Genomic DNA, 20353 nt, shown 5'->3' with positions numbered 1-20353 from the left:
AACCGCGGATCCGTCGGACACCACCGTCACCACTGTGGAACGGAGACCGATGCGCGCCGTCACCTGGCAGGGCAAGCGAGACATCCGGGTTCAGGACGTACCCGACCCGAAGCTGCAGGACCCGACCGACGTGATCATCCGCGTCACCTCGAGCGGGCTGTGCGGCTCGGACCTTCACCTCTACGAACCCCTGGGTCCCTTCCTGGACCCGGGCGACATTCTCGGTCACGAGCCGATGGGCATCGTCGAGGAGGTCGGCCCGCAGGTCACGAAGCTGCGACCGGGCGACCGGGTGGTGATCCCCTTCAACATCTCCTGCGGCGCCTGCTTCATGTGCTCGCAGGGCCTGCAGTCGCAGTGCGAGACCACCCAGGTGCGCGAGCAGGGCATGGGGGCATCGCTTTTCGGATATACCAAGCTGTACGGGCAGGTTCCGGGCGGCCAGGCCGAATACCTGCGCGTACCGTTCGGCGACACACTGCCGATCAAGGTGCCCGAGGGCCCGCCCGACTCCCGGTTCCTCTTCCTCTCCGACGTGCTGCCCACGGCCTGGCAGGGCGTGGCCTACGCCGACGTACCCCGCGACGGATCGCTGGTGGTGCTCGGCCTCGGGCCGATCGGTGACATGGCCACGAGAGTGGCTCAGCACCAGGGAGTTCGCCAGGTCATCGGGGTCGACCTGGTGCCCGAACGCCTGGAGCGCGCCGCCGCGCACGGGGTGCACACCATCGACCTGAACCAGCACGGAGACGACGTCACCGCGCTGATCCGCGACCTGACCCACGGCCGGGGCCCGGACTCGGTGATCGACGCGGTCGGCATGGAGGCGCACGGCTCGCCCGGCGCCGCCCTGGCCCACAAGGCCACCGGTTTCCTGCCCAGCCCGGTAGCCCGCAAGATGATGCAGACCATCGGTGTGGACAAGCTGGCGGCCCTGCACCTGGCCGTCGACCTGGTGCGCCGCGGCGGCACGGTCTCGCTCAGCGGGGTCTACGGCGGGATGGCCGACCCGATGCCGATGATGACCATGTTCGACAAGCAGATCCAGCTGCGCATGGGGCAGGCGAACGTCTGGCGCTGGGTGCCGGAGATCCTGCCGCTGCTGCTGGACGGCGACCCGTTCGGCGTCGAGAGCTTCGCCACCCACACGCTGCCCCTGGAGCAGGCCCCGGACGCCTACGCCGAGTTCCAGAAGAAACAGGACGGCATGGTCAAGGTCGTCTTCCAGCCCTGATCGATCCGCAAAAAACCCATCCAGCACAGGAGTCACGTATGGCCACTCGCCGCAAGCCCGACCAGACCGCCCCCGAACCGGTCAGCCCCACCGGGGTGAAGACCGGGGACCTCGGGGCAGTCGACTCCCGCGCGCAGTCGGGCAACCACCTGACCACCGCCCAGGGCCTTCGGCTTCCCGACACCGACCACTCGCTGAAGGCGGGCGAGCGGGGCCCGACCCTCCTGGAGGACTTCCACCTCCGAGAGAAGATCACCCACTTCGACCACGAGCGCATCCCCGAGCGGGTGGTGCACGCCCGCGGCGCCGCCGCGCACGGCGTCTTCACCTCGTACGGCACCGGAGCGAGCATCACCCGGGCCGGGTTCCTGGCCGAGAAGGGCAAGGAGACCGAGGTCTTCGTACGCTTCTCGACCGTGCTGGGCTCGAAGGGCTCGGCCGACACGGTGCGCGACACCCGCGGGTTCGCCACGAAGTTCTACACCGACGAGGGCAACTTCGACCTGGTCGGCAACAACATGCCGGTGTTCTTCATCCAGGACGGCATCAAGTTCCCCGACATCATCCACGCGGGCAAACCCCAGCCCGACCGGGAGATCCCGCAGGCGCAGTCGGCCCACGACACGTTCTGGGACTTCGTCTCGCTGCACACCGAGGCCACCCACCACGTGTTCTGGAACATGAGCGACCGGGGCATCCCGCGGTCCTTCCGCACGATGGAGGGCTTCGGCGTGCACACCTTCCGGCTGGTGAACGCCGCCGGTGAGTCGCACCTGGTGAAGTTCCACTGGAAGCCGGTCGCCGGCGTCCACTCGCTGGTCTGGGAGGAGGCGCAGATCGCCGCCGGGGTGGACCCCGACTTCCACCGCCGTGACCTGGCCGACGCGATCGAGGCCGGGGCCTTCCTGGAATGGGACCTGGGCGTGCAGGTGCTGCCCGACGACGGCACCGAGACCTTCGAGGGGATCGACCTTCTCGACCCGACGAAGTTCGTGCCGGAGGAGCTGGCGCCGGTGCAGCTGCTCGGACGCCTCGCGCTGAACCGCAACCCCACCAACTACTTCGCCGAGACCGAGCAGGTCGCCTTCCACACCGGCCACCTGGTGCCGGGCATCGAGGTGACGAACGATCCGCTGATGCAGGCCCGGATGTTCTCCTACCTGGACACCCAGCTGACCCGGCTGGGCGGGCCGAACTTCAGCCAGCTGCCGATCAACCGGCCGCACGTGCCGGTGAACGACATGCTGCGCGACGGCATGCACCAGACCGCGATCCACACCGGGGTGGCGCCGTACCGGCCCAACAGCCTGGACGGCGGCCTGCCCGCCGTCGACCTGGAGAACGGGTACGTGCAGACGCCGCGCCGGATCGAGGGCAACGCGGTGCGGGCCAACCCGCTGTCGTTCGAGGACCACTTCACCCAGGCCGCGCTGTTCTACCGCAGCCTGACCCCGCTCGAGCAGGCGCACATCGCCGAGGCCTTCACGTTCGAGCTGGGCAAGTGCTTCGAGCAGAGTATCAAGGAGCGCGAGCTGACGGTGCTCGCGCAGGTCGACGCCGACCTGTGCGCGACGGTGGCCGCGGGCCTCGGCCTTCCCATGCCGACCGGCCTGACCGAGGTCGGCGAGGTCGAGCTCTCGCCCGCGCTGTCGCAGATCGTCGAGGTCCCGGGCCCGATCGCCGGGCGCAAGATCGGGGTGATCGTCGATGACGCCTCCGACCTCGGCGGGGTCAGGGCGATGCGCAAGGCGCTGCTCAAGCTCGGTGCCGAGCTCCTGATCATCGCCCCGACCGGCGGGTTCGTGGGGAAGGGGCGCTCGGGGGAGACCGTGCAGCGCACCCCCCTGACGGCTCGATCGATCGAGTTCGACGCGGTGCTGGTCGCCGGGGGCACCGCCCACGCGCCCGACATCAAGACGGTCGTGCTGCTGCAGGAGATGTACCGGCACTGCAAGGCGGTCGGGGCCTGGGGCGACGGCGTCGAGGTGCTGACCGCCTCCGGCATCCCCGCCGACGGCCCGGGCGTGCTGCACGGCGACAGCGCCGACAAGACCTTCATCGCCGAACTCGTCGCCGCGCTGGGCCTGCACCGGGCCTGGGACCGCGCGGACCTGGTGATGGCCAATGCGGTGGCCCCCGTGCGGGGCTGAGCCGCGCGTTCCACACATCACGAAACAGGAGAACAGCTTTGAGCGACCAATACACCTTCACCAACCCGGTCGAGCAGTACCGCATGCCGCAGCCCGACGAGCAGTACCAGGAGGGCCCGGGCCTCGACCAGGAGCTGAGCCCGAAGGCCGACCACGGTGAGAAGAGCTACCGTGGCACCGGCCGCCTGGCCGGCCGCAAGGCCCTGGTCACGGGGGCCGACTCGGGCATCGGCCGGGCCGTGGCCATCGCCTACGCCCGGGAGGGCGCCGATGTGGTGCTCTCGTACCTTCCGCAGGAGCAGCCCGACGCCGACGAGGTGACCGAGCTGATCACCCAGGCCGGGCGCCAGGCGGTGCAGGCACCCGGTGACGTGGCCGACGAGAAGTTCGCGCGGAGCCTGGTGCGCACCGCGGTGAAGGAGCTCGGCGGGCTCGACCTCGTGGTCAACGTGGCCGGCCGGCAGCAGACGCAGGAGAAGCTCGAGGACATCACCTCGGAGAGCTTCGATCTGACGATGCGCACCAACATCCACGCGATGTTCTGGATCATCCAGGAGGCGCTGCCGCACCTGCCGGCCGGGGCGGCGATCATCAACACCAGCTCGGTGCAGGCCTACAGCCCCTCCCCCACGCTGGTCGACTACGCCACCACCAAGGCCGCGATCAACACCTTCAGCAAGGCCCTGGCCCAGCAGCTGGCCCCGCGCGGTATCCGGGTGAACGTGGTCGCCCCCGGACCGATCTGGACGCCGTTGCAGGCCGCCGGCGGTCAGCCGCCGGAGGCTCTCCCGGAGTTCGGGCAGCAGACCCCGCTGGGGCGTCCGGGGCAGCCGGCCGAACTGGCGCCGGCGTACGTGTACCTGGCCTCGGCCGAGTCGTCGTACACCGTGGGCGAGACTCTCACCGTGACCGGGGGAATGCCCACGCCCTGACCGCAGGGGCGGTCGACAGGCTGGGAAAACCCCTTCTCCACCGGGTGCGACGCGTACTGCGCGTCGCACCCGGTGGAGAAGGGCACAGGCAACAGACTGCTGTCACACACGATGTGCGGTCCGTCCGGGGTCATTCCGTCACGACTCGGCACGCCTGCCGGCACGAAGAGCGAAGCGGAGCACCGACCGGATGACCACGAACCCCACCCTGCGACAACACCCGGTGGCTCCCGACCCCCGGGACCGGTCGGTCCGTGCGCTCCAGCAGTCGATGCACCAGCTGGTCCTGGCCCAGGAGGCACTGGCCGGGGACGACCTCCCGTCGGAGGAGACGATCGGCGCGGTGGCGGACGAGATCCGGGCCGCACAGGACGAGCTCGCCGGTCAGCTCGCCGAGATCAAGGCCGGCAACCGGTCCCGGCGGCTGGTCGAGGGTCTGCCCGTGGCGGTCCTGGCGACCACCCTCGAGGGCGGCATCGTCGAGGCCAACCCCGCGACGGAGCGCCTGCTGGCCACCCCGGTCCGCGCCCTCCAGCAGCGAAAACCGGTCTTCTCCTTCGTCCACCCGGCCGACCGCCGCCAGGCGCGGCAACTGCTGTACGCGTCCCTGACCGCCGGGACGCAGGCTTCGGGCGTCCTCCTGCTGACGCCCCGGGGCGCAGATGCCGTGCCGTGCCACGTGACCATCACCCGGCAGCAACCCGACGACCGTCCCGACGACCGTGAAGAAGCGCCGGTGCAGTGGATCCTGAAGCCGGTCACCCCCGACGCCCCGCCGCTGAGCAGCACCTACCGGACCGCGCTGGTGGACCTGTCGCGGCTCGGGGTGGGCGACGGCGACCTGCCCGGGCTGCTGCGCCGGGTGATCGAGCTGGCGATCCGGGCCGAGCCGCGGATCCAGGCCGGCTCCGTGCTGCTCGGTGACCCGGCCCAGCCCTCCACCGCGGTGTCCAGCTCACCCGACGCACAGGCCGGCGACGGTCTTCAGCACACGGTCGGCTCCGGACCGGTCTTCGCCGCCTACGCGCAGCTGGAGCCGGTGCTGACCCACGACCCGTTCACCGATCCGCGCTGGCCTCGCCTGGGCGAGAACATCCGGGACGGTGACGAGACCCCGTCCTGGCTGGCCCTGCCACTGCACCACGAGGACCGCGCCGTCGGGGTCCTGATGCTCTACGGCCACCCCGGCAGCCGGCTGCCGGAGCAGACGGCCGGGGAACTGGCCCCCTTCGTCGCCGCGGCCCAGACCCTGGTGCGGGACAGCGAGGCCCTGGAGAAGATGCGCGAGGTACAGCGCCAGCTGCACGAGGCCCTCGGCTCCCGGGCCTCCATCGACCAGGCCAAGGGCATGATCATGGTCACCCGGGGGTGCAGCGCGCAGGAGGCGTTCGCGTACCTGACGAAGATGAGCAACGACAGCAACCGCCGGGTGCGCGACCTGGCCCAGGCACTCGTGGACGAGGCGGCCCGCGCCGGCCGGTCCTCCTGACCGGCACCATGCACTAGGGTCGAAATCGCCCGAGCCGATGGAGGTAGGTCACGTGGCCGTGCGTGACGTCGTCGTCGTCGGTGCCAGCGCGGGCGGGGTGGAAGCCATCAGCGCCCTGCTGGCCCCGCTGCCGGCCGAGCTTCCGGCCTGTGTCCTGGTCGTCCTCCACACCCCGGCCTCCGGGGTCAACGCCCTCGCCACCATCCTGTCCCGGGCCACCGCCCTGAACGTGGTGCCGGCCACCGGCCAGACGCCGCTGCGGCGCGGTACCGTGATCGTCGCGCGTCCCGACCATCACCTGCTGGTGACGGGCGACCAGGTCGTCCTCACCCGGGGCCCGCGGGAGAACGGGCATCGCCCCGCCGTCGACGTGCTGTTCCGCTCGGCCGCCCGGGTCCTGGGGCCGCGGGTGCTGGGCATCGTGCTCTCCGGAACCCTGGACGACGGCTCCACCGGCCTGGTCTCGATCCGGCACCACGGCGGGATCGGGATGGTCCAGGCCCCGGACGATGCCCTGCATCCCGGCATGCCCACGAACGCGATCGACGCCGGCGCCCCGGAGTTCGTGCTGCCGGTCGCCGCGATGGCGGCCCGGCTCACCGAACTGACGGGCGTCGAGGTGCCCGACGCCCCGGACCGCGACGACGACCTGCTGACGCGGGAACTGGCCGTGGCCGCGCTGGACCCGGCGGCCCTTCACCGGTCCGATCCACCCGGCCGGCCCGCCGGTTTCGGTTGCCCGGACTGCTACGGCTCGTTGTTCGAGATCGAGGAGCACGGGCAGGTCCGGTACCGCTGCCGCGTCGGCCACGCCTGGTCGATGTCGAGCCTGCTGGCCCGCAGCGACGCCGCGACCGAGGGCGCGCTGTGGATGGCGTTGCGCGCCCTGGAGGAGAAGGCCGCGCTCGCCCGTCAGATGAGCGGCCGGGCCACCGACAGCGGGCAGAAACTGGTGGCCGCCCGGTTCGCCGACAATTCCACCGAGGCCTGGGAGGCCGCCGAGCTGGTCCGGCGGCTCCTGCTCCGAGGCCCGTCCCCCGAGATCGACCCTGCTGCGGAGAAGCTTTGAGCGACAACACGATCCCGCCGGCCGACGATCAGGGCGCCGAGTTCGAGCGTCTTCTGCAGTACCTGAAGGACGCGCGGCGCTTCGACTTCACCGGGTACAAGCGCACCAGTCTCATGCGCCGCGTGAACCACCAGATGCAGGCCGTCCAGGTGAGCTCCTACGAGGAGTACCAGGACTACCTCGAGCTGCACCCGGACGAGTTCACCAGCCTGTTCAACACGATGCTCATCAATGTCACGAGTTTCTTCCGCGACACCGAGGCCTGGGCCCATCTGCGCGGCGAGATCCTGCCGGCCCTGCTGGAACGCAAGGGCGCGGGCCCGATCCGGATCTGGAGCGCAGGCTGCGCCACCGGCGAGGAGGCCTACAGCCTGGCGATCTGCCTGGCCGAGGAACTCGGCGTCGAGCAGGTGCGCCGGCGGGTCAAGATCTACGCCACCGACGTGGACGAGGAGGCGCTGGCCGAGGCCCGGGCCGCCACGTTCCACGAGCGCCTCCTGCGCAACGTGCCCCGTGACCTGGTCGAGAAGTACTTCGAGAACTCCGGCCAGCGCTACACCTTCACCAAAGACCTGCGCCGCTCGGTGATCTTCGGCCGCAACGACCTGGTGCAGGACGCCCCGATCTCCCACATCGACCTGCTGCTGTGCCGCAACACCCTGATGTACTTCAACGCCGAGACCCAGGCCGGCATCATCCACCGGCTGCACTTCGCGCTGGAGAACTCCGGCGTGCTGTTCCTCGGCAAGGCCGAGATGCTGCTGACCCACGGCTCGGTCTTCACCCCGGTCGACCTGAAACGCCGCTTCTTCCGCAAGGTGGTGACCGGCGGCCGGCCCGAGCGCACAATGTTGCCCGGGCCGGGCCCGGTCCTGGCCGCGGTGGAGGGCAGCGACTACCACGGCCAGGTCCGGCAGGAGGCGCTGAACTCCAGCCCGGTCGCCCAGATCGTGCTGGACGCGGAGAGCAGGGTGCTGCTCAGCAACCAGCGGGCCAGTGCCCTGTTCGGCCTCACCACCCGCGAGGTGGGCCGACCGTTGCAGGATCTCGAGGTCTCCTACCGCCCGGTGGAGCTGCGGTCACACCTGAAGCAGGCCGTCTCCGACAAGCGCCCGGTCTGGGTCCGCGACGTCGAGTGGACGCGCAACGGCAGCACGGTGTGGCTCGACATCCAGCTGGTCCCGCTGCTCGACCGGGGCGGCCTGCTGCTGGGCACCAGCCTGCTCTTCACCGACGTCTCGCGGTACCGGCAGTTGCAGACCGAGCTGGAGTACGCGAACCGCCAGCTGGAGACCGCCTACGAGGAACTCCAGTCGACCAACGAGGAACTCGAGACCACCAACGAGGAACTCCAGTCGACGGTGGAGGAACTGGAGACGACGAACGAGGAGCTCCAGTCCACCAACGAGGAACTCGAGACGATGAACGAGGAGCTGCAGTCGATGAACGACGAACTGCAGTTCAGCAACACCGAGCTCCGCGAGCGCACCAGCGAGGTCTCCAGCCTGAACGGCTTCATGGAGATGGTGCTGACGACCCTGGAGGCCGGTATCGCCGTGGTCGACCACGACCTCCAGGTCCAGGTCTGGAACTCCGGGGCCGAGGAGCTGTGGGGCCTGCGGCAGGACGAGACCGTGGGGCGGCACCTGCTGAACCTCGACATCGGCCTGCCGGTGGAGCACCTGCGCCCACTGATCCGGCAGGCCCTGGGTGAGACGGGCGAGCGCGCCAGCGCTGTGCTCGATGCGGTGAACCGGCGAGGGCGCAGCATCCGGGTCGCCGTCACGGTCAGCGCACTGCACCAGCCGGACTCCCGGACGGCGGGCACGCTCGTCGTCATGACCACGGTCGAGTGACGCATCGGCCGGATCTGCGGTGCAATAGGGCCATGATCGAGGTCAAGCGACACATCCAGGCCCCCGTGCAGGACGTCTTCGCGGTTCTGTCCGACGGCTGGCTCTACGCCGGCTGGGTGGTCGGCGCCTCCCGGATCCGGGCGGTGGACGACGCCTGGCCGAAACCCGGCTCCAAGATCCACCATTCGGTCGGAGTGTGGCCGGCGCTCCTGGACGACGAGACCCAGGTGGTCGACTTCGTCCCGAACCACCGGCTGGTGCTGCAGGCCCGCGGCTGGCCGGTCGGCGAGGCCACGGTCTACCTCGAGCTCGAGGACGACGAGGACGGTGGTTCCCTGGTGCGCCTGCAGGAAGACGTCTCCTCCGGCCCCGGCAAGCTGGTCCCCCAGCCCGTCCGCCAGCTCAGCATCGCGCCGCGCAACACCGAAAGCCTGCGGCGGCTCGCCTTTCTGGCCGAGGGCGGGGCCTACCGCCGCTGACGCACCGCGGTGATCACCCCGGCGGTGAGGGCACCCAACGTGCCGAGCACCTCGTCCCCCAGGGTGTCGGTGTAGGCGGTGTCGAGCTCCGTGCCGCCCCGGATGAACGCGTAGTACTCCCCGATCTCCCAGAAGATCGCCATGATCGCGCCGACCCCGGCGACCAGGAGCACGATCTCCCAGCGCGGCCGCGCCGGCCCGCGGGTGATCAGCAGGCCGGCCCCGAGCCCGAGGAACATCCAGTTGACGAAGTGGTTGGCGTCGTCCCACCAGCCGACCGCGTCGTACAGGTTCAGCGTGTTGCCGGTGACGTCGACGAGGAACGGCAGCATGATCCAGGCGAACGCGGCCCACGGCGGGTCGTCCCGACGCTTCGTGGTGAGCCACCAGATCGCCGGCACCGTCAGCATCATCACCGGGTAGAGCACCAGGCGGGCCCCGAAGCCCTTGTCCTCGAACTGTTCCAGCCCGGAGGCGAAGAAGGTGGCCACCAGCAGCTGGCCCACGGTCAGCACCAGCAGCACGACGCAGACAAGCGCACCGGCCCCCGATCGGCCCACGGTCTCGTCCTCGGGCTGCTCATCAGTCATGCGGGCCAGTATTGCGTGATCTTGGACCGATCTGTCCGCTCCCGAGGGGGTAACTCAGGATGCGCCTGGCCAGGGCACATCTAAATTCTAAGGGAACGCGCGACGCGACCTTGGAGAAGCCATGAGCGTGACGAACGAGAGAGGCCCTCGAGCATGACATCGGCTGTTCCCGGGCCCGTCCCGACCCACCAGAACCCCCAGCAGGACAAGTCGGCCCCCGAACTGGTCCAGGACATCACCCGCCTGGTGCCGCAGCTCGCCCGTCAGGAGATCGAGCTGGCCAAGGCCGAACTCACCGAGAAGGCCAAGCACGCGGGCATCGGGGCCGGCGCCTTCGGCGGGGCCGGTCTGGTCGCCCTGTTCGGCACCGGCGTGCTGATCGCGGCGGCCGTGCTCGGCCTGGCCGAGGCGATGCCCGCCTGGGCCGCCGCGCTGATCGTGGCCGCGGTGCTGCTCGTCGTGGCCGGCGTGATGGCCCTGATCGGCCGCAAGCAGTTCCAGCAGGCCACTCCCCCCGTGCCGACCCAGGCCGTGGACAGCACGAAGCATGATGTCGAGGCCGTGAAGGAGAGTACGCACCGATGAGCGACGAGAACGGCAGCCGCAGCGCCGACGAGATCCGTGAGGACATCGACCACACCCGCGACGAGCTCGCGAACACGGTCGAGGCCCTCACCGCCCGCGCCGATGTGAAGACCCGGGCCACCGAGAAGGCTCACCAGGTGCAGGACACCGCCCGCACCAAGGCCCAGGAGGTGCAGGGCGCCGCGCGGGTCAAGGCCCAGGAGCTGAAGGCCAAGGCCGGCGAGGTTCAGCAGACCGCCAAGGTTCAGGCGGTCGCGGCGAAGACCGCGGTCACCGAGCAGTCGAAGGTCACCGGCGAGCAGGCCCGGGCCAAGGCCGGGCAGGCCCGCGTGATCGCGACCGAGAAGGCCCACGTGGCCCAGGAAGCGGTGCAGCAGCAGCATCGGGAGCGCCCCTGGCTCATCCCCGCCGTGGGCGGGGCCGCCGCCTTCCTGACCGGCTTGTTCGTGTGGCTGCGGCGACGCGGTAACTGAACCTTCCCGACGCCCCTGCTGTCAGCCCGACGTGGCCGGCGGCAGGGGCGTCGGCGCGTTCCGGGCCGGTCGCAGGCCGTCGAGGATCACCCCGATGACCCGCCGGTGAATCGCCGGGTTGCCCTTCAGCGCACCGAAATCAATACTGCTGACCGCCGCCATGGTGAGGGCGAGCAGGTCGCTGGGGTGCACGTCGTCCCGCACCGCCCCCGCCTCCTGACAGCGCAGCAGCATCCGCTCCAGCGCCTCCCGCATGAACTGCTGATGCCGACGGATCACGGTCACCACGTGATCGTGTGAGCTGGCCCGGGCCCAGCCGACGCTCTCCGCGTAGCCACCGACGACGAACTCGCGAAAGCCCCGGTCCTGCGAGAAAAGATGCACGCCCCCCTCGAAGAACTCGACGAAGCCCGTCCACGGGTCCGCCTCCTCGATCGCCCGCAGCACGTCGGTCTGTGACTGCCGGAAGCGGATCTCGAACGAGGCCAGGATCAGCTCGTCCTTGTTCGCGAACCGCCGGTACACGGTGGCCACACCCACCCCGGCCCGGGCCGCGACGTCTGCCAGCGTGGCCCCCAGCCCCTGGTCGGCGAAGACTTCCCCGGCCGCCTGCAGGATCCGGTCCGTCATGTTCCCACCAGGTTCCGCAGACGCGGCGGCCCGCCCGGACGAAGTACTCACGAGTTCAGCCTAGCAATGCGGAACAACTATTCCGCTATGGTGGAGCCAATGCGGAACAGCTATTCCGCTCCACCACGCCTTCGAAAGGCAGGACATGTCCGACCGTTCGCCCCTGGCGGCCAGCACCAGCGCACCGGCGGGTCGCCAGCAGTGGCTGATCCTCGGTGTCATCTCGATCGCCCAGTTGATGGTCGTGCTCGACTCGACGATCGTGAACATCGCCCTGCCCGCCGCGCAGACCGACCTGGCGTTCGACGACGCGCAGCGTCAGTGGGTCGTCACCGCGTACTCCCTCGCCTTCGGCAGCCTCCTCCTGATCGGTGGCCGGCTGAACGACATGTTCGGCAGCAAGCTCGGATTCCTCGTCGGCCTGGTCGGCTTCGCCGCGGCCAGTGCCCTCGGCGGCTGGGCCCCCAGCTACGAGGTCCTGATCGTGGCCCGCGCCGCGCAGGGTGCCTTCGGCGCGCTGCTGGCCCCCGCCGCCCTGGCCATGCTCACGGTCACTTTCGCCGCCTCCTCGGACCGCGGTAAGGCATTCGGCATCTTCGGCGCTGTCGCCGGTTCCGGTGCGGCGGTCGGCCTGCTGCTCGGCGGCACGCTGACCGAGTACCTGTCCTGGCGCTGGTGCCTCTACGTGAACGTCTTCTTCGCCGTCCTGGCCGTGATCGGTGGCCTGCGCCTGCTGCCCGCGAACGAGCGCGAGAGCGGCAAGATGTCGTTCGACTGGCCCGGGTCGGTGCTCGCGGTCGCCGGGATCTTCTTCGTCGTCTTCGGTTTCGCCCGGTCCGAGACCGAGGGCTGGAGCGATCCGGTCACCCTGGCCGGCCTGATCGCCGGCATCGGGCTGGTCATCGGTTTCGTGGTGGCCGAGCGCCTGGTCCGGCACCCGCTGCTGCCGATGAACATCCTCCTCGACCGGGTGCGCGGAACCTCGTACCTGGTCATGCTGATCGCCGCGATCGGGATGTTCGCGGTGTTCCTGTTCGTCACCTTCTACGTGCAGCAGGTACTCGGGTACACGCCGATCACATCGGGTTTCGCGTTCCTGCCGATGGTCGTCGCGATCGGTGTCAGTGCTCAGTTCAACGGCACCCCAGCCTTCCAGAACAACCTCGGCCCGAAGATCCAGGTCGGGGTGGGCGCCCTGCTCGCCGCGGCCGGCATGCTGCTGTTCACCGGCTTCGGAGCCGACAGCAGCTACCTCACCGCGCTGCTGCCCGGTCTGGTGCTGTCGGGCCTGGGCCTGGGCTGCATCTTCGCCGTCGCGATGGGCTCCTCCACGATGGGCGTCGAGGCCCACCAGGCCGGTGTCGCCTCGGCCACCGTGAACACCGCCCAGCAGGTCGGTGGCTCGATCGGCGTCGCCCTGCTGAGCAGCGTCTCGGCGTCCGCCGCCACCGACTACGCCGCCTCGCACGCCACCGCGGCCGACGTGATGATCCAGGCCCAGCTGGCCGCCTACGACGCGGTCTTCATCTGGTCGGCGGTCTTCTTCGCGGCTGCCGCGCTGGTCGCCTTCGTGCTGTACCCCTCGCGCCGGGTCACGGCGCAGATGGCCGCGCAGAACGAGAACGTCGCGGTCCACATGTAAGAGCAGGAACAGAAGGGAGGACGCGTGGGTGCCCCCACGCGTCCTCCCTTCTGTTCTGCTGACGGTCAGCGCTCGAGCGCCTTCGCCCGCTTCTCACTGATCTGCCGCATCTTCCCGGCCACCCGGATCGAGTCGAGCGAGCCGCCCTCCCGCACCGCGTCGGCCTTCGCCGTGCGGCTGCGGGCCGCTCGACGTGGCCGCTCGACGTGGCCGCTCGACGTGGCCGCTCGACGGGCGCCGCCGGCTGGACGACGAGCCGGCCGAGCGGGGCGCGGTGAGCGCGGCCCGGGAGGGTGGCGCCACCTGGTGGCTGGAGTTCGTGGCGCCGGGCGCACCGACGACATGCGGGAGGCCGTTCTCCGGGGGCCCGTGCGGCCCTGACCCTTTCTGCCCGTACCGGCGCAGGCGGGCACAAGGTCACATACCTGCTGGTAGGGGGTCTTCTCGACCGGCGGTGGCGCCTGCCCCGTGACACGGTGACCCTATGTGGGGATCGAAGAAACAGCAGAGCAGCCCGGACGATCTTCCTCCCGAAGACCCGGCCACGTCGCCCGCCCAGTTGCCGAAACACTCCTGGATGCGGGTGCTCAAGGGCGCGGGCAAGGAGTTCTCGGACGACAACCTGTCCGACGTGGCCGCGGCCCTCACGTATTACGGCATCCAGGCGCTGTTCCCGGCCCTGCTGGTGCTGATCTCGCTGTTCGGGTTCCTGTCCGACCAGGCCATCGACGACCTCCGGAAGAACCTCGGCGAGGTGGTGCCGGGCTCGTTCCAGGGCACCCTCGACAGCATTCTCGGCCAGGTCGGGAACAAGCCGTCCTCGGCCGGTATCGCCTTCGTCCTCGGTCTGGCGACGGCCCTGTGGTCGTCCTCCGGATACGTCGCCGCCTTCATGCGCGCTTCGAATGTCGTGTACGACATCCCCGAGGGCCGGCCGATCTGGAAGACGCTGCCCACCCGCATCCTGACCACCGTGGTCATGGTGGTGCTTCTGCTGCTGGCCGTGGTCATCGTGGTCTTCACCGGCCCCGTGGCCGAGCGCGCCGGTGACCTGCTGGGTCTCGGCAGCGCCGCGCTCACCACCTGGAGCATCGCGAAGTGGCCGGTGCTGTTCCTGATCATGATGCTGGAACTGGCCATCCTGTACTGGGCCACCCCGAACGCCAAGCAGGGCTTCAAATGGGTCACCCCGGGCGGTTTCCTGGCCGTCATCCTGTGGCTGATCGCCTCCGCCGGGTTCGGTTTCTACGTCTCCAACTTCTCCAGCTACGACGCCACCTACGGCACCTTCGCCGGTATCGTCATCTTCCTGGTCTGGATGTGGATCTCGAACCTGGCGATCCTGCTGGGCGCCGAGTTCAACGCCGAGCTGGAACGCGCCCGGGCCGAGCACGACGGCCTGCCCGAGGGTGCGGAACCTTATGTCCCGCTGCGTGACACCCGGAAACTGAACGAGGACGAGCTGGCCGAGGTCGAGGGCTCGCGCAAGCACCTGCGGCCCGAGCGGGGCGGCGACTCCGGCAGCGTATGACCCAGCGTGACCGCGAAGATCCACCGTTGCTCCGAAAGGGTGGACGCGCGGCGTGAGGTTCACCGGACCTGCGGTGTCCGACGACAACCGGTCTGACGAGTTGTCACACCGGTCCGTCGGACGCCGCACTTTCGTGGCAAGAGACGAGACTCTTCCCCGAGAGGACGTCCATGTCTGCCGTCGCAGCGTCGTCGGCGCCACGTCGCGCCACGTCTCCCGCCGCGTTCTTCGCCAACCTGAGCCTGCTGAAGAAGATCTTCAGCCTGATCATCGTGGCCACCTTGCTGGCCGTCGGGATCGGGGCGATCGGCCAGCGGACGACTCACTCGGTCCAGTCGACGAGCGACGAGATCGTCGAGGTCACGGCGAAGCGGGTCTCGAGTGCCCTCCAGGCGCGGATCGAGTTCGCCAGCCTGCGGCGTAACATCCTGCTGGCTGCCCTGACCACGGGTGACACCTCGACGACGGCTCAGAAAGACGTGTCTGACAGCTTCGACGCGGTCACGGCCGGGCTCAGCGACCTGTCCGCCAGCGGGCTGGACAGCGAGGACAGCACTCTGCTGGCGGCCGACGTCACCAACCTGGCCGCGGTGAAGCAGCTGTACACCGAGAAGATCCTGCCGCAGATCGGCCAGGACAACCTCAGCGGTAAGCAGTATCGCGATCTCGGCACCTACATCGCCGGAGACTTCGCCACCGCCGCGACCAAGGTCTCCTCCGGTTTGAACACCCTCGGCACCAATGCCGATGCCGACATGGCCGCCGCCGCCGCAGACGCCAAGTCCTCCGCCCACCGGCAGATCATCCAGGCCTGGATCATCATCGCGATCGGCATCCTGCTGATGATCGCGTTCGGCTACTGGATCACGCGGATGATCGTCTCCACCATCAGCCGGGTGCGCGACGGCCTGATCGCCCTGGCCGACGGCGACCTGACCAAGACCGTTCCGGTGACGAACACCGACGAGGTCGGCGAGATGGCGGCCGCCCTGAACCGGGCCAGCTCTTCGCTGCGCTCGGCCATGGAGGACATCCGCACCAGCTCCACCACCCTGGCCGGCAGCGCCGAGGAACTCAGCGTCGTCTCCGCCCAGGTCGCCTCCAACTCCGAAGCGACCTCCACCCAGGCCATGAGCCTGTCCGCCACCTCCGCCCAGGTCTCCGGCAACGTCCAGACCGTCGCCGCCGGCACCGAGGAAATGTCCGCCAGCATCCGCGAAATCGCCAACTCCTCCGCCGAAGCGGTCCGGGTCGCCGCCGGTGCCGCCACCGAAGCCGCCTCGGCCACCCAGACGGTCGGCAAGCTGGGCGAGTCCAGCGAGGAGATCGGCAACGTGGTCAAGGCCATCACCTCGATCGCCGAGCAGACCAACCTCCTGGCCCTGAACGCCACCATCGAAGCGGCCCGGGCCGGTGAGGCGGGCAAGGGCTTCGCGGTCGTGGCCGAGGAGGTCAAGCAGCTGGCGCAGGAGACCGCCCGGGCGACGGAGGACATCAGCCACCGGGTCGAGGCCATCCAGGCCGACACCCGCGCCGCCGTCAATGCGATCGACCACATCTCGCGGACCATCGAAGACGTCAACTCGTACCAGACGACCATCGCCTCGGCCGTCGAGGAACAGACCGCGGTGACCTCCGAGATCGCCCGCAGCATCGACGAGACCGCCCGCGCCGCAGGCCGCATCGCCTCCGACGTCGACGCCGTCTCGCACGCCTCGCAGTCCTCCACCACCGGCATCGCCGAGGCCCAGCGCGCCGCCGGCGACCTGGCCCACGTAGCCGGCAACCTCAACGAGCTCGTGGCGCGCTTCCGGATCTGAGAACAGCGGTGAGGGGAAACGGCGGTGGGGCTCCCCACCGCCGTTTCGCGTGGTGGCCATGATCGGCCCAGCGTGATGTTCGCCGGGCCGATGTTGGACCGAATGCGTGAGACGACAACAGTTTTCTCACCGCCGGTGGCGTTTCGTCGACAACTGCCTTGACACGTTGTTACAGCAGTCCGTCAGACGCCCGAAAGAGTGGCGGGGACGCGACACATTGCCCGAGAGGACGTCCATGTCTGCCGCCGAAGTGCCGACGGCTCACCGCCGTTCCATGTCTCCCGCAGCATTCTTCGCGAACCTGAGCCTGCTGAAGAAGATCTTCAGCCTGATCGTCGTGGCCACCCTGCTCGCTGTCGGGATCGGTGTGATCGGGCAGCGGGCCGTCAACTCGGTCTCCGACGCCAGCAACCGGATCGTGACCGTCAACGCCCAGCGCGCGGTGGTCGCCCTCCAGGCCCGCTCCGAGTTCGCCGGCATCCGGCGCAACATCCTCCTCACCGCTCTGAGCGACGGCGCGGCCGGAGACAAGGCCCAGACCGCCGTCGCCGACGGCTTCACCTCGGTCTCCGCCAAGTTGGACGTTCTCGCCGCGAGCGGCCTGGACGCGCAGGACACGGCCACGCTGGCGTCGGCCAAGACGCAACTCGCCACGGTGCAGAAGCTCTACACCGACGAGATCGCCCCGGTGACCACGCAGAACAACCTGACCGGCGACCAGTACCGCACCATCGGCGCCCTGGTGACCGGTGACTTCTCGACCCAGGCCGACAAGGTGCGCGACGACCTGAACCTCCTGGCCGACAACGCCGTCGCCGACATGAGCGCCGACGCCAAGAGCGCCGACAACTCGGCCCACTCCTCGGTCGTCCAGGCCTGGATCATCATCGCCATCGGCGTGCTGCTGATGATCGCGTTCGGCTGGTGGCTGGCGCGCATGATCGTCACCAACGTGCTGCGGGTGCGGGACGGACTGAAGTCCCTCGCCGAGGGCGATCTGACCGTCACCGTGCCGGTGAGGAGCCGGGACGAGGTCGGCGAGATGGCCGGCGCGCTGAACCAGAGCACCGCGTCGCTGCGCTCGGCCATGGAGGACATCCGCACCAGCTCCACCACCCTGGCCGGCAGCGCCGAGGAACTCAGCGTCGTCTCCGCCCAGGTCGCCTCCAACTCCGAAGCGACCTCCACCCAGGCCATGAGCCTGTCCGCCACCTCCGCCCAGGTCTCCGGCAACGTCCAGACCGTCGCCGCCGGCACCGAGGAAATGTCCGCCAGCATCCGCGAAATCGCCAACTCCTCCGCCGAGGCCGTCCGGGTCGCCGCGGGCGCCGCCACCGAAGCCGCCTCGGCCACCCAGATCGTCGGCAAGCTGGGCGAGTCCAGCGAGGAGATCGGCAACGTGGTCAAGGCCATCACCTCGATCGCCGAGCAGACCAACCTCCTGGCCCTGAACGCCACCATCGAGGCCGCCCGGGCCGGCGAGGCCGGCAAGGGCTTCGCCGTGGTCGCCGAGGAGGTCAAGCAGCTCGCCCAGGAGACCGCCCGGGCGACGGAGGACATCAGCCACCGGGTCGAGGCCATCCAGGCCGACACCCGCGCCGCCGTCAATGCGATCGACCACATCTCGCGGACCATCGAAGACGTCAACTCGTACCAGACGACCATCGCCTCGGCCGTCGAGGAACAGACCGCGGTGACCTCCGAGATCGCCCGCAGCATCGACGAGACCGCCCGCGCCGCAGGCCGCATCGCCTCCGACGTCGACGCCGTCTCGCACGCCTCGCAGTCCTCCACCACCGGCATCGCCGAGGCCCAGCGCGCCGCCGGCGACCTGGCCCACGTAGCCGGCAACCTCAACGAACTGGTCGGGCGCTTCAAGATCTGAGAACGCACGGCGGTGGGCTCCCGGGGAGCCCACCGCCGTCGTCGTTTGCGGACGACGGGGAAGCACTCCGGCCGTCCGTTGGTTGGCTGCATCATGAGTCTTCTGTTCTCGCCACTCACCCTGCGCGGCGTCACCGTGCCGAACCGTGCCTGGGTCTCCCCGATGTGCCAGTACTCCAGCGAGAAGGGGCACCCGACCGACTGGCACCTGGTCCATCTCGGCTCCCTGGCCCGCGGTGGGGCCGGGCTGGTCATGCAGGAAGCCACCGCGGTCGTGTCCGAGGGCCGGATCTCGCCGCAGGACGCCGGGATCTGGAACGACTCCCAGGCCGTCGACTACGAGCGCATCACCCGGTTCGTGAAGGAGCAGGGCTCGGTGCCCGCGATCCAGCTGGCGCACGCGGGCCGCAAGGCCTCGACCTACGCGCCGTGGCGCGGGCGGGGCTCGGTGCCGGCGGCCGAGGGCGGCTGGAAGACCGTCGCGCCGTCCGAGAACGCCTACAACGGCTTCGACGTGCCCGCCGAGCTGGCGGTCGACGACATCCCGGCCCTGGTGCAGGCCTGGGCCGACGCGGCCCGGCGCGCGGTGTCGGCCGGGTTCGAGGTGCTCGAGGTGCACGCCGCCCACGGCTACCTGCTGCACCAGTTCCTCTCCCCGCTCAGCAACCTGCGCACCGACTCCTACGGCGGCGACCTGGCCGGGCGCTCCCGGCTGCTGATCGAGATCGTCGACGCCGTGCGGGCCACGATCCCCGACAGCACTCCCCTGCTGGTGCGGGTGAGCGCGACCGACTGGGTGCCGGAAGGGCTCGACGTGGACGAGGTCGCCCAGGTCGCGACCACTCTCAAGGACCACGGCGTCGACCTCGTCGACGTCTCCAGCGGCGGCAACCACCCCGACCAGAAGATCACCGTCGGCCCGGGTTACCAGGTGCCCTTCGCCGCGAAGGTGAAGCAGGCCAGTGGGCTGCCCACCGCGGCCGTCGGCCTGATCACCGAGCCGAAGCAGGCCGAGCAGGTGCTGGCCGAGGGGTCCGCCGACGCTGTCCTGCTGGCCCGGGTGCTGCTGCGGGAGCCCAGCTGGCCCCAGCGTGCCGCCGCCGAACTCGGCGACGACCTGCCCTGGCCGCCGCAGTACGTGCGCGGCCGTTAGCCACCTCCCTGTTCGTGATCATGCAAAACCTCCCCGGGGAGGTTTTGCATGATCACGAACGAAAGGGCCGCCGGGCGAACGGGTGATCCAATGCGTCCCCACCCACCACCGTCCGTCACGACCAGGAACTGGCGGAGCGTGACGTTGCCACCGCGTAGTGCAGGAACGCCCGGATTTTCACGTGCTGTCGCTCACAGCAGACCCTTACAGCTTGCGGAGCGTAGTCGCCGCCAGATAGGACCACTGAGAGTCCTGATGACCGCATCAGTTGGGCGCCATCGAGACCGACAACCAAGTGAGACCTACGGCTCCGCTCAGCCCAGCCACCGAAGGCCCGCCGGCGCCGCGCAGCACGCTTGCTCGCTCGACAGAACAGCCCTCGTGGCCGGAAGGAAACGCAACCGTGAGCAATCTGGACACCGTCCTCAAGGAAGCCATGATGATCGACGGCGCCATCGGCGTCGCTCTGGTCGACTACACGAGCGGCATGACGCTCGGCCAGGCCGGGGGTGCCGTCCTGGACCTCGAGGTGGCGGCTGCGGGTAACACCGAGGTCGTGCGCTCGGAGATGCGCACCATGGAGGCCCTGGGCATGCGTGAGGGCATCCAGGACATCCTCATCACCCTGACCACGCAGTACCACCTGATCCGTCTCATCAACGGTCAGGCCGGCGCGGGCCTCTTCCTGTACCTGGCCCTGGACAAGGGCCGCTCCAACCTCGCCATGGCCCGCCACAAGCTGGCCCTGCTGGAGCGCAACATCCAGATCTGAGGCACCACCCCACGAACGGCGCCCGGCTCTTCGAGTCGGCGCCGTTTCTGTTTTGCCCGGCGGA

18 protein-coding genes are annotated in these 20353 nt (G+C 69.6%); 16 read left to right on the top strand and 2 right to left on the bottom strand.

Features of this window, described 5'->3' with window-relative positions; translation table 11 throughout:
• The first annotated feature begins 49 nt into the window (after window positions 1-49).
• The 7 genes from LR393_RS13680 to LR393_RS13650 all read left to right on the top strand — a co-directional run bounded on the left by LR393_RS13680 (window position 50) and on the right by LR393_RS13650 (window position 9209).
• Window positions 50-1234, top strand: a complete 1185-nt coding sequence (locus tag LR393_RS13680; protein WP_269327164.1) for a zinc-dependent alcohol dehydrogenase — start codon at window positions 50-52, stop codon at window positions 1232-1234.
• A 38-nt stretch (window positions 1235-1272) separates the two neighbouring features.
• Entirely contained in the window at window positions 1273-3384 is a 2112-nt protein-coding gene (locus LR393_RS13675) for a catalase (protein ID WP_231484257.1), read from the top strand.
• A 38-nt stretch (window positions 3385-3422) separates the two neighbouring features.
• On the top strand, window positions 3423-4316 hold the full coding sequence (locus LR393_RS13670; RefSeq protein ID WP_269327163.1) for an SDR family oxidoreductase: 894 nt from the start codon (window positions 3423-3425) through the stop codon (window positions 4314-4316).
• Between the two features lie 190 nt (window positions 4317-4506).
• Window positions 4507-5805 (top strand): ANTAR domain-containing protein, encoded by a 1299-nt coding sequence (locus LR393_RS13665; protein WP_231484256.1) that lies wholly within the window; start codon window positions 4507-4509, stop codon window positions 5803-5805.
• A gap of 52 nt (window positions 5806-5857) precedes the next feature.
• The gene (locus LR393_RS13660; RefSeq protein ID WP_231484255.1) at window positions 5858-6874 is read left to right on the top strand and encodes a chemotaxis protein CheB; all 1017 of its coding nucleotides are present in this window, start codon (window positions 5858-5860) and stop codon (window positions 6872-6874) included.
• Window positions 6871-8730: a CheR family methyltransferase gene (locus LR393_RS13655; protein ID WP_231484254.1), complete on the top strand. Its 1860-nt coding sequence runs from the start codon at window positions 6871-6873 to the stop codon at window positions 8728-8730. The genes LR393_RS13660 and LR393_RS13655 overlap by 4 nt, the downstream gene beginning before the upstream one ends.
• Before the next feature lie 32 nt (window positions 8731-8762).
• Window positions 8763-9209 carry an SRPBCC family protein gene (locus tag LR393_RS13650; protein ID WP_231484253.1) on the top strand — a complete coding sequence of 149 codons (447 nt, stop codon included), beginning with the start codon at window positions 8763-8765 and terminating at the stop codon, window positions 9207-9209.
• Here the strand turns inward: LR393_RS13650 and LR393_RS13645 are convergent.
• The gene (locus LR393_RS13645) at window positions 9197-9799 is read right to left on the bottom strand and encodes a hypothetical protein (RefSeq protein ID WP_231484252.1); all 603 of its coding nucleotides are present in this window, start codon (window positions 9797-9799) and stop codon (window positions 9197-9199) included. The two genes, LR393_RS13650 and LR393_RS13645, sit on opposite strands and share 13 nt — an antisense overlap.
• 153 nt (window positions 9800-9952) lie before the next feature.
• Between LR393_RS13645 and LR393_RS13640 the strand changes: the two genes are divergently transcribed.
• Both LR393_RS13640 and LR393_RS13635 read left to right on the top strand, forming a co-directional pair.
• Complete coding sequence (locus LR393_RS13640; protein WP_231484251.1) at window positions 9953-10384, top strand: phage holin family protein; 432 nt, start codon at window positions 9953-9955, stop codon at window positions 10382-10384.
• Window positions 10381-10857 carry a DUF3618 domain-containing protein gene (locus tag LR393_RS13635; RefSeq protein WP_231484250.1) on the top strand — a complete coding sequence of 159 codons (477 nt, stop codon included), beginning with the start codon at window positions 10381-10383 and terminating at the stop codon, window positions 10855-10857. Before LR393_RS13640 ends, LR393_RS13635 begins: the two co-directional genes overlap by 4 nt.
• Window positions 10858-10878: 21 nt before the next feature.
• On the opposite strand, the gene LR393_RS13630 is transcribed toward LR393_RS13635, so the two are convergent.
• The gene (locus tag LR393_RS13630; protein WP_231484249.1) at window positions 10879-11538 is read right to left on the bottom strand and encodes a TetR/AcrR family transcriptional regulator; all 660 of its coding nucleotides are present in this window, start codon (window positions 11536-11538) and stop codon (window positions 10879-10881) included.
• 94 nt (window positions 11539-11632) lie between these two features.
• Here LR393_RS13630 and LR393_RS13625 point away from each other — a divergent pair, with 94 nt between their 5' ends.
• The 7 genes from LR393_RS13625 (at window position 11633) to LR393_RS13595 (ending at window position 20289) form a co-directional block, all read left to right on the top strand.
• Window positions 11633-13129, top strand: coding sequence for a DHA2 family efflux MFS transporter permease subunit (locus tag LR393_RS13625; RefSeq protein ID WP_231484248.1), 1497 nt, complete (start codon window positions 11633-11635; stop codon window positions 13127-13129).
• A gap of 24 nt (window positions 13130-13153) precedes the next feature.
• Window positions 13154-13510 carry a hypothetical protein gene (locus tag LR393_RS13620; RefSeq protein ID WP_231484247.1) on the top strand — a complete coding sequence of 119 codons (357 nt, stop codon included), beginning with the start codon at window positions 13154-13156 and terminating at the stop codon, window positions 13508-13510.
• A gap of 103 nt (window positions 13511-13613) precedes the next feature.
• Window positions 13614-14660, top strand: a complete 1047-nt coding sequence (locus LR393_RS13615) for a YihY/virulence factor BrkB family protein (RefSeq protein WP_231484246.1) — start codon at window positions 13614-13616, stop codon at window positions 14658-14660.
• Window positions 14661-14830: 170 nt separating this feature from the next.
• Window positions 14831-16480 (top strand): methyl-accepting chemotaxis protein, encoded by a 1650-nt coding sequence (locus tag LR393_RS13610; protein ID WP_231484245.1) that lies wholly within the window; start codon window positions 14831-14833, stop codon window positions 16478-16480.
• Window positions 16481-16754: 274 nt separating this feature from the next.
• Window positions 16755-18365 carry a methyl-accepting chemotaxis protein gene (locus LR393_RS13605; RefSeq protein WP_231484244.1) on the top strand — a complete coding sequence of 537 codons (1611 nt, stop codon included), beginning with the start codon at window positions 16755-16757 and terminating at the stop codon, window positions 18363-18365.
• Window positions 18366-18458: 93 nt separating this feature from the next.
• Window positions 18459-19517 (top strand): NADH:flavin oxidoreductase/NADH oxidase, encoded by a 1059-nt coding sequence (locus LR393_RS13600; RefSeq protein ID WP_231484243.1) that lies wholly within the window; start codon window positions 18459-18461, stop codon window positions 19515-19517.
• Between the two features lie 403 nt (window positions 19518-19920).
• A complete protein-coding gene (locus LR393_RS13595) occupies window positions 19921-20289 on the top strand; it encodes a hypothetical protein (protein ID WP_231484242.1) in 369 nt (122 codons plus the stop codon).
• The last annotated feature ends 64 nt before the right edge of the window (window positions 20290-20353 follow it).

This window comes from Kineosporia mesophila (assembly GCF_021129235.1).
Taxonomy (GTDB): domain Bacteria; phylum Actinomycetota; class Actinomycetes; order Actinomycetales; family Kineosporiaceae; genus Kineosporia; species Kineosporia mesophila.
Note: the sequence above shows the minus strand (reverse complement) of the source record. Positions and strands in the feature narration are given on the sequence as shown.

Coding starts and splice junctions, on each gene's coding strand:
- LR393_RS13680 (WP_269327164.1), top strand. CDS start 50: ATGCGCGCCGTCACCTGGCAGGGCAAGCGAGACATCCGGGTTCAGGAC.
- LR393_RS13675 (WP_231484257.1), top strand. CDS start 1,273: ATGGCCACTCGCCGCAAGCCCGACCAGACCGCCCCCGAACCGGTCAGC.
- LR393_RS13665 (WP_231484256.1), top strand. CDS start 4,507: ATGACCACGAACCCCACCCTGCGACAACACCCGGTGGCTCCCGACCCC.
- LR393_RS13650 (WP_231484253.1), top strand. CDS start 8,763: ATGATCGAGGTCAAGCGACACATCCAGGCCCCCGTGCAGGACGTCTTC.
- LR393_RS13645 (WP_231484252.1), bottom strand. CDS start 9,799: ATGACTGATGAGCAGCCCGAGGACGAGACCGTGGGCCGATCGGGGGCC.
- LR393_RS13640 (WP_231484251.1), top strand. CDS start 9,953: ATGACATCGGCTGTTCCCGGGCCCGTCCCGACCCACCAGAACCCCCAG.
- LR393_RS13635 (WP_231484250.1), top strand. CDS start 10,381: ATGAGCGACGAGAACGGCAGCCGCAGCGCCGACGAGATCCGTGAGGAC.
- LR393_RS13625 (WP_231484248.1), top strand. CDS start 11,633: ATGTCCGACCGTTCGCCCCTGGCGGCCAGCACCAGCGCACCGGCGGGT.
- LR393_RS13615 (WP_231484246.1), top strand. CDS start 13,614: ATGTGGGGATCGAAGAAACAGCAGAGCAGCCCGGACGATCTTCCTCCC.
- LR393_RS13610 (WP_231484245.1), top strand. CDS start 14,831: ATGTCTGCCGTCGCAGCGTCGTCGGCGCCACGTCGCGCCACGTCTCCC.
- LR393_RS13605 (WP_231484244.1), top strand. CDS start 16,755: ATGTCTCCCGCAGCATTCTTCGCGAACCTGAGCCTGCTGAAGAAGATC.
- LR393_RS13600 (WP_231484243.1), top strand. CDS start 18,459: ATGAGTCTTCTGTTCTCGCCACTCACCCTGCGCGGCGTCACCGTGCCG.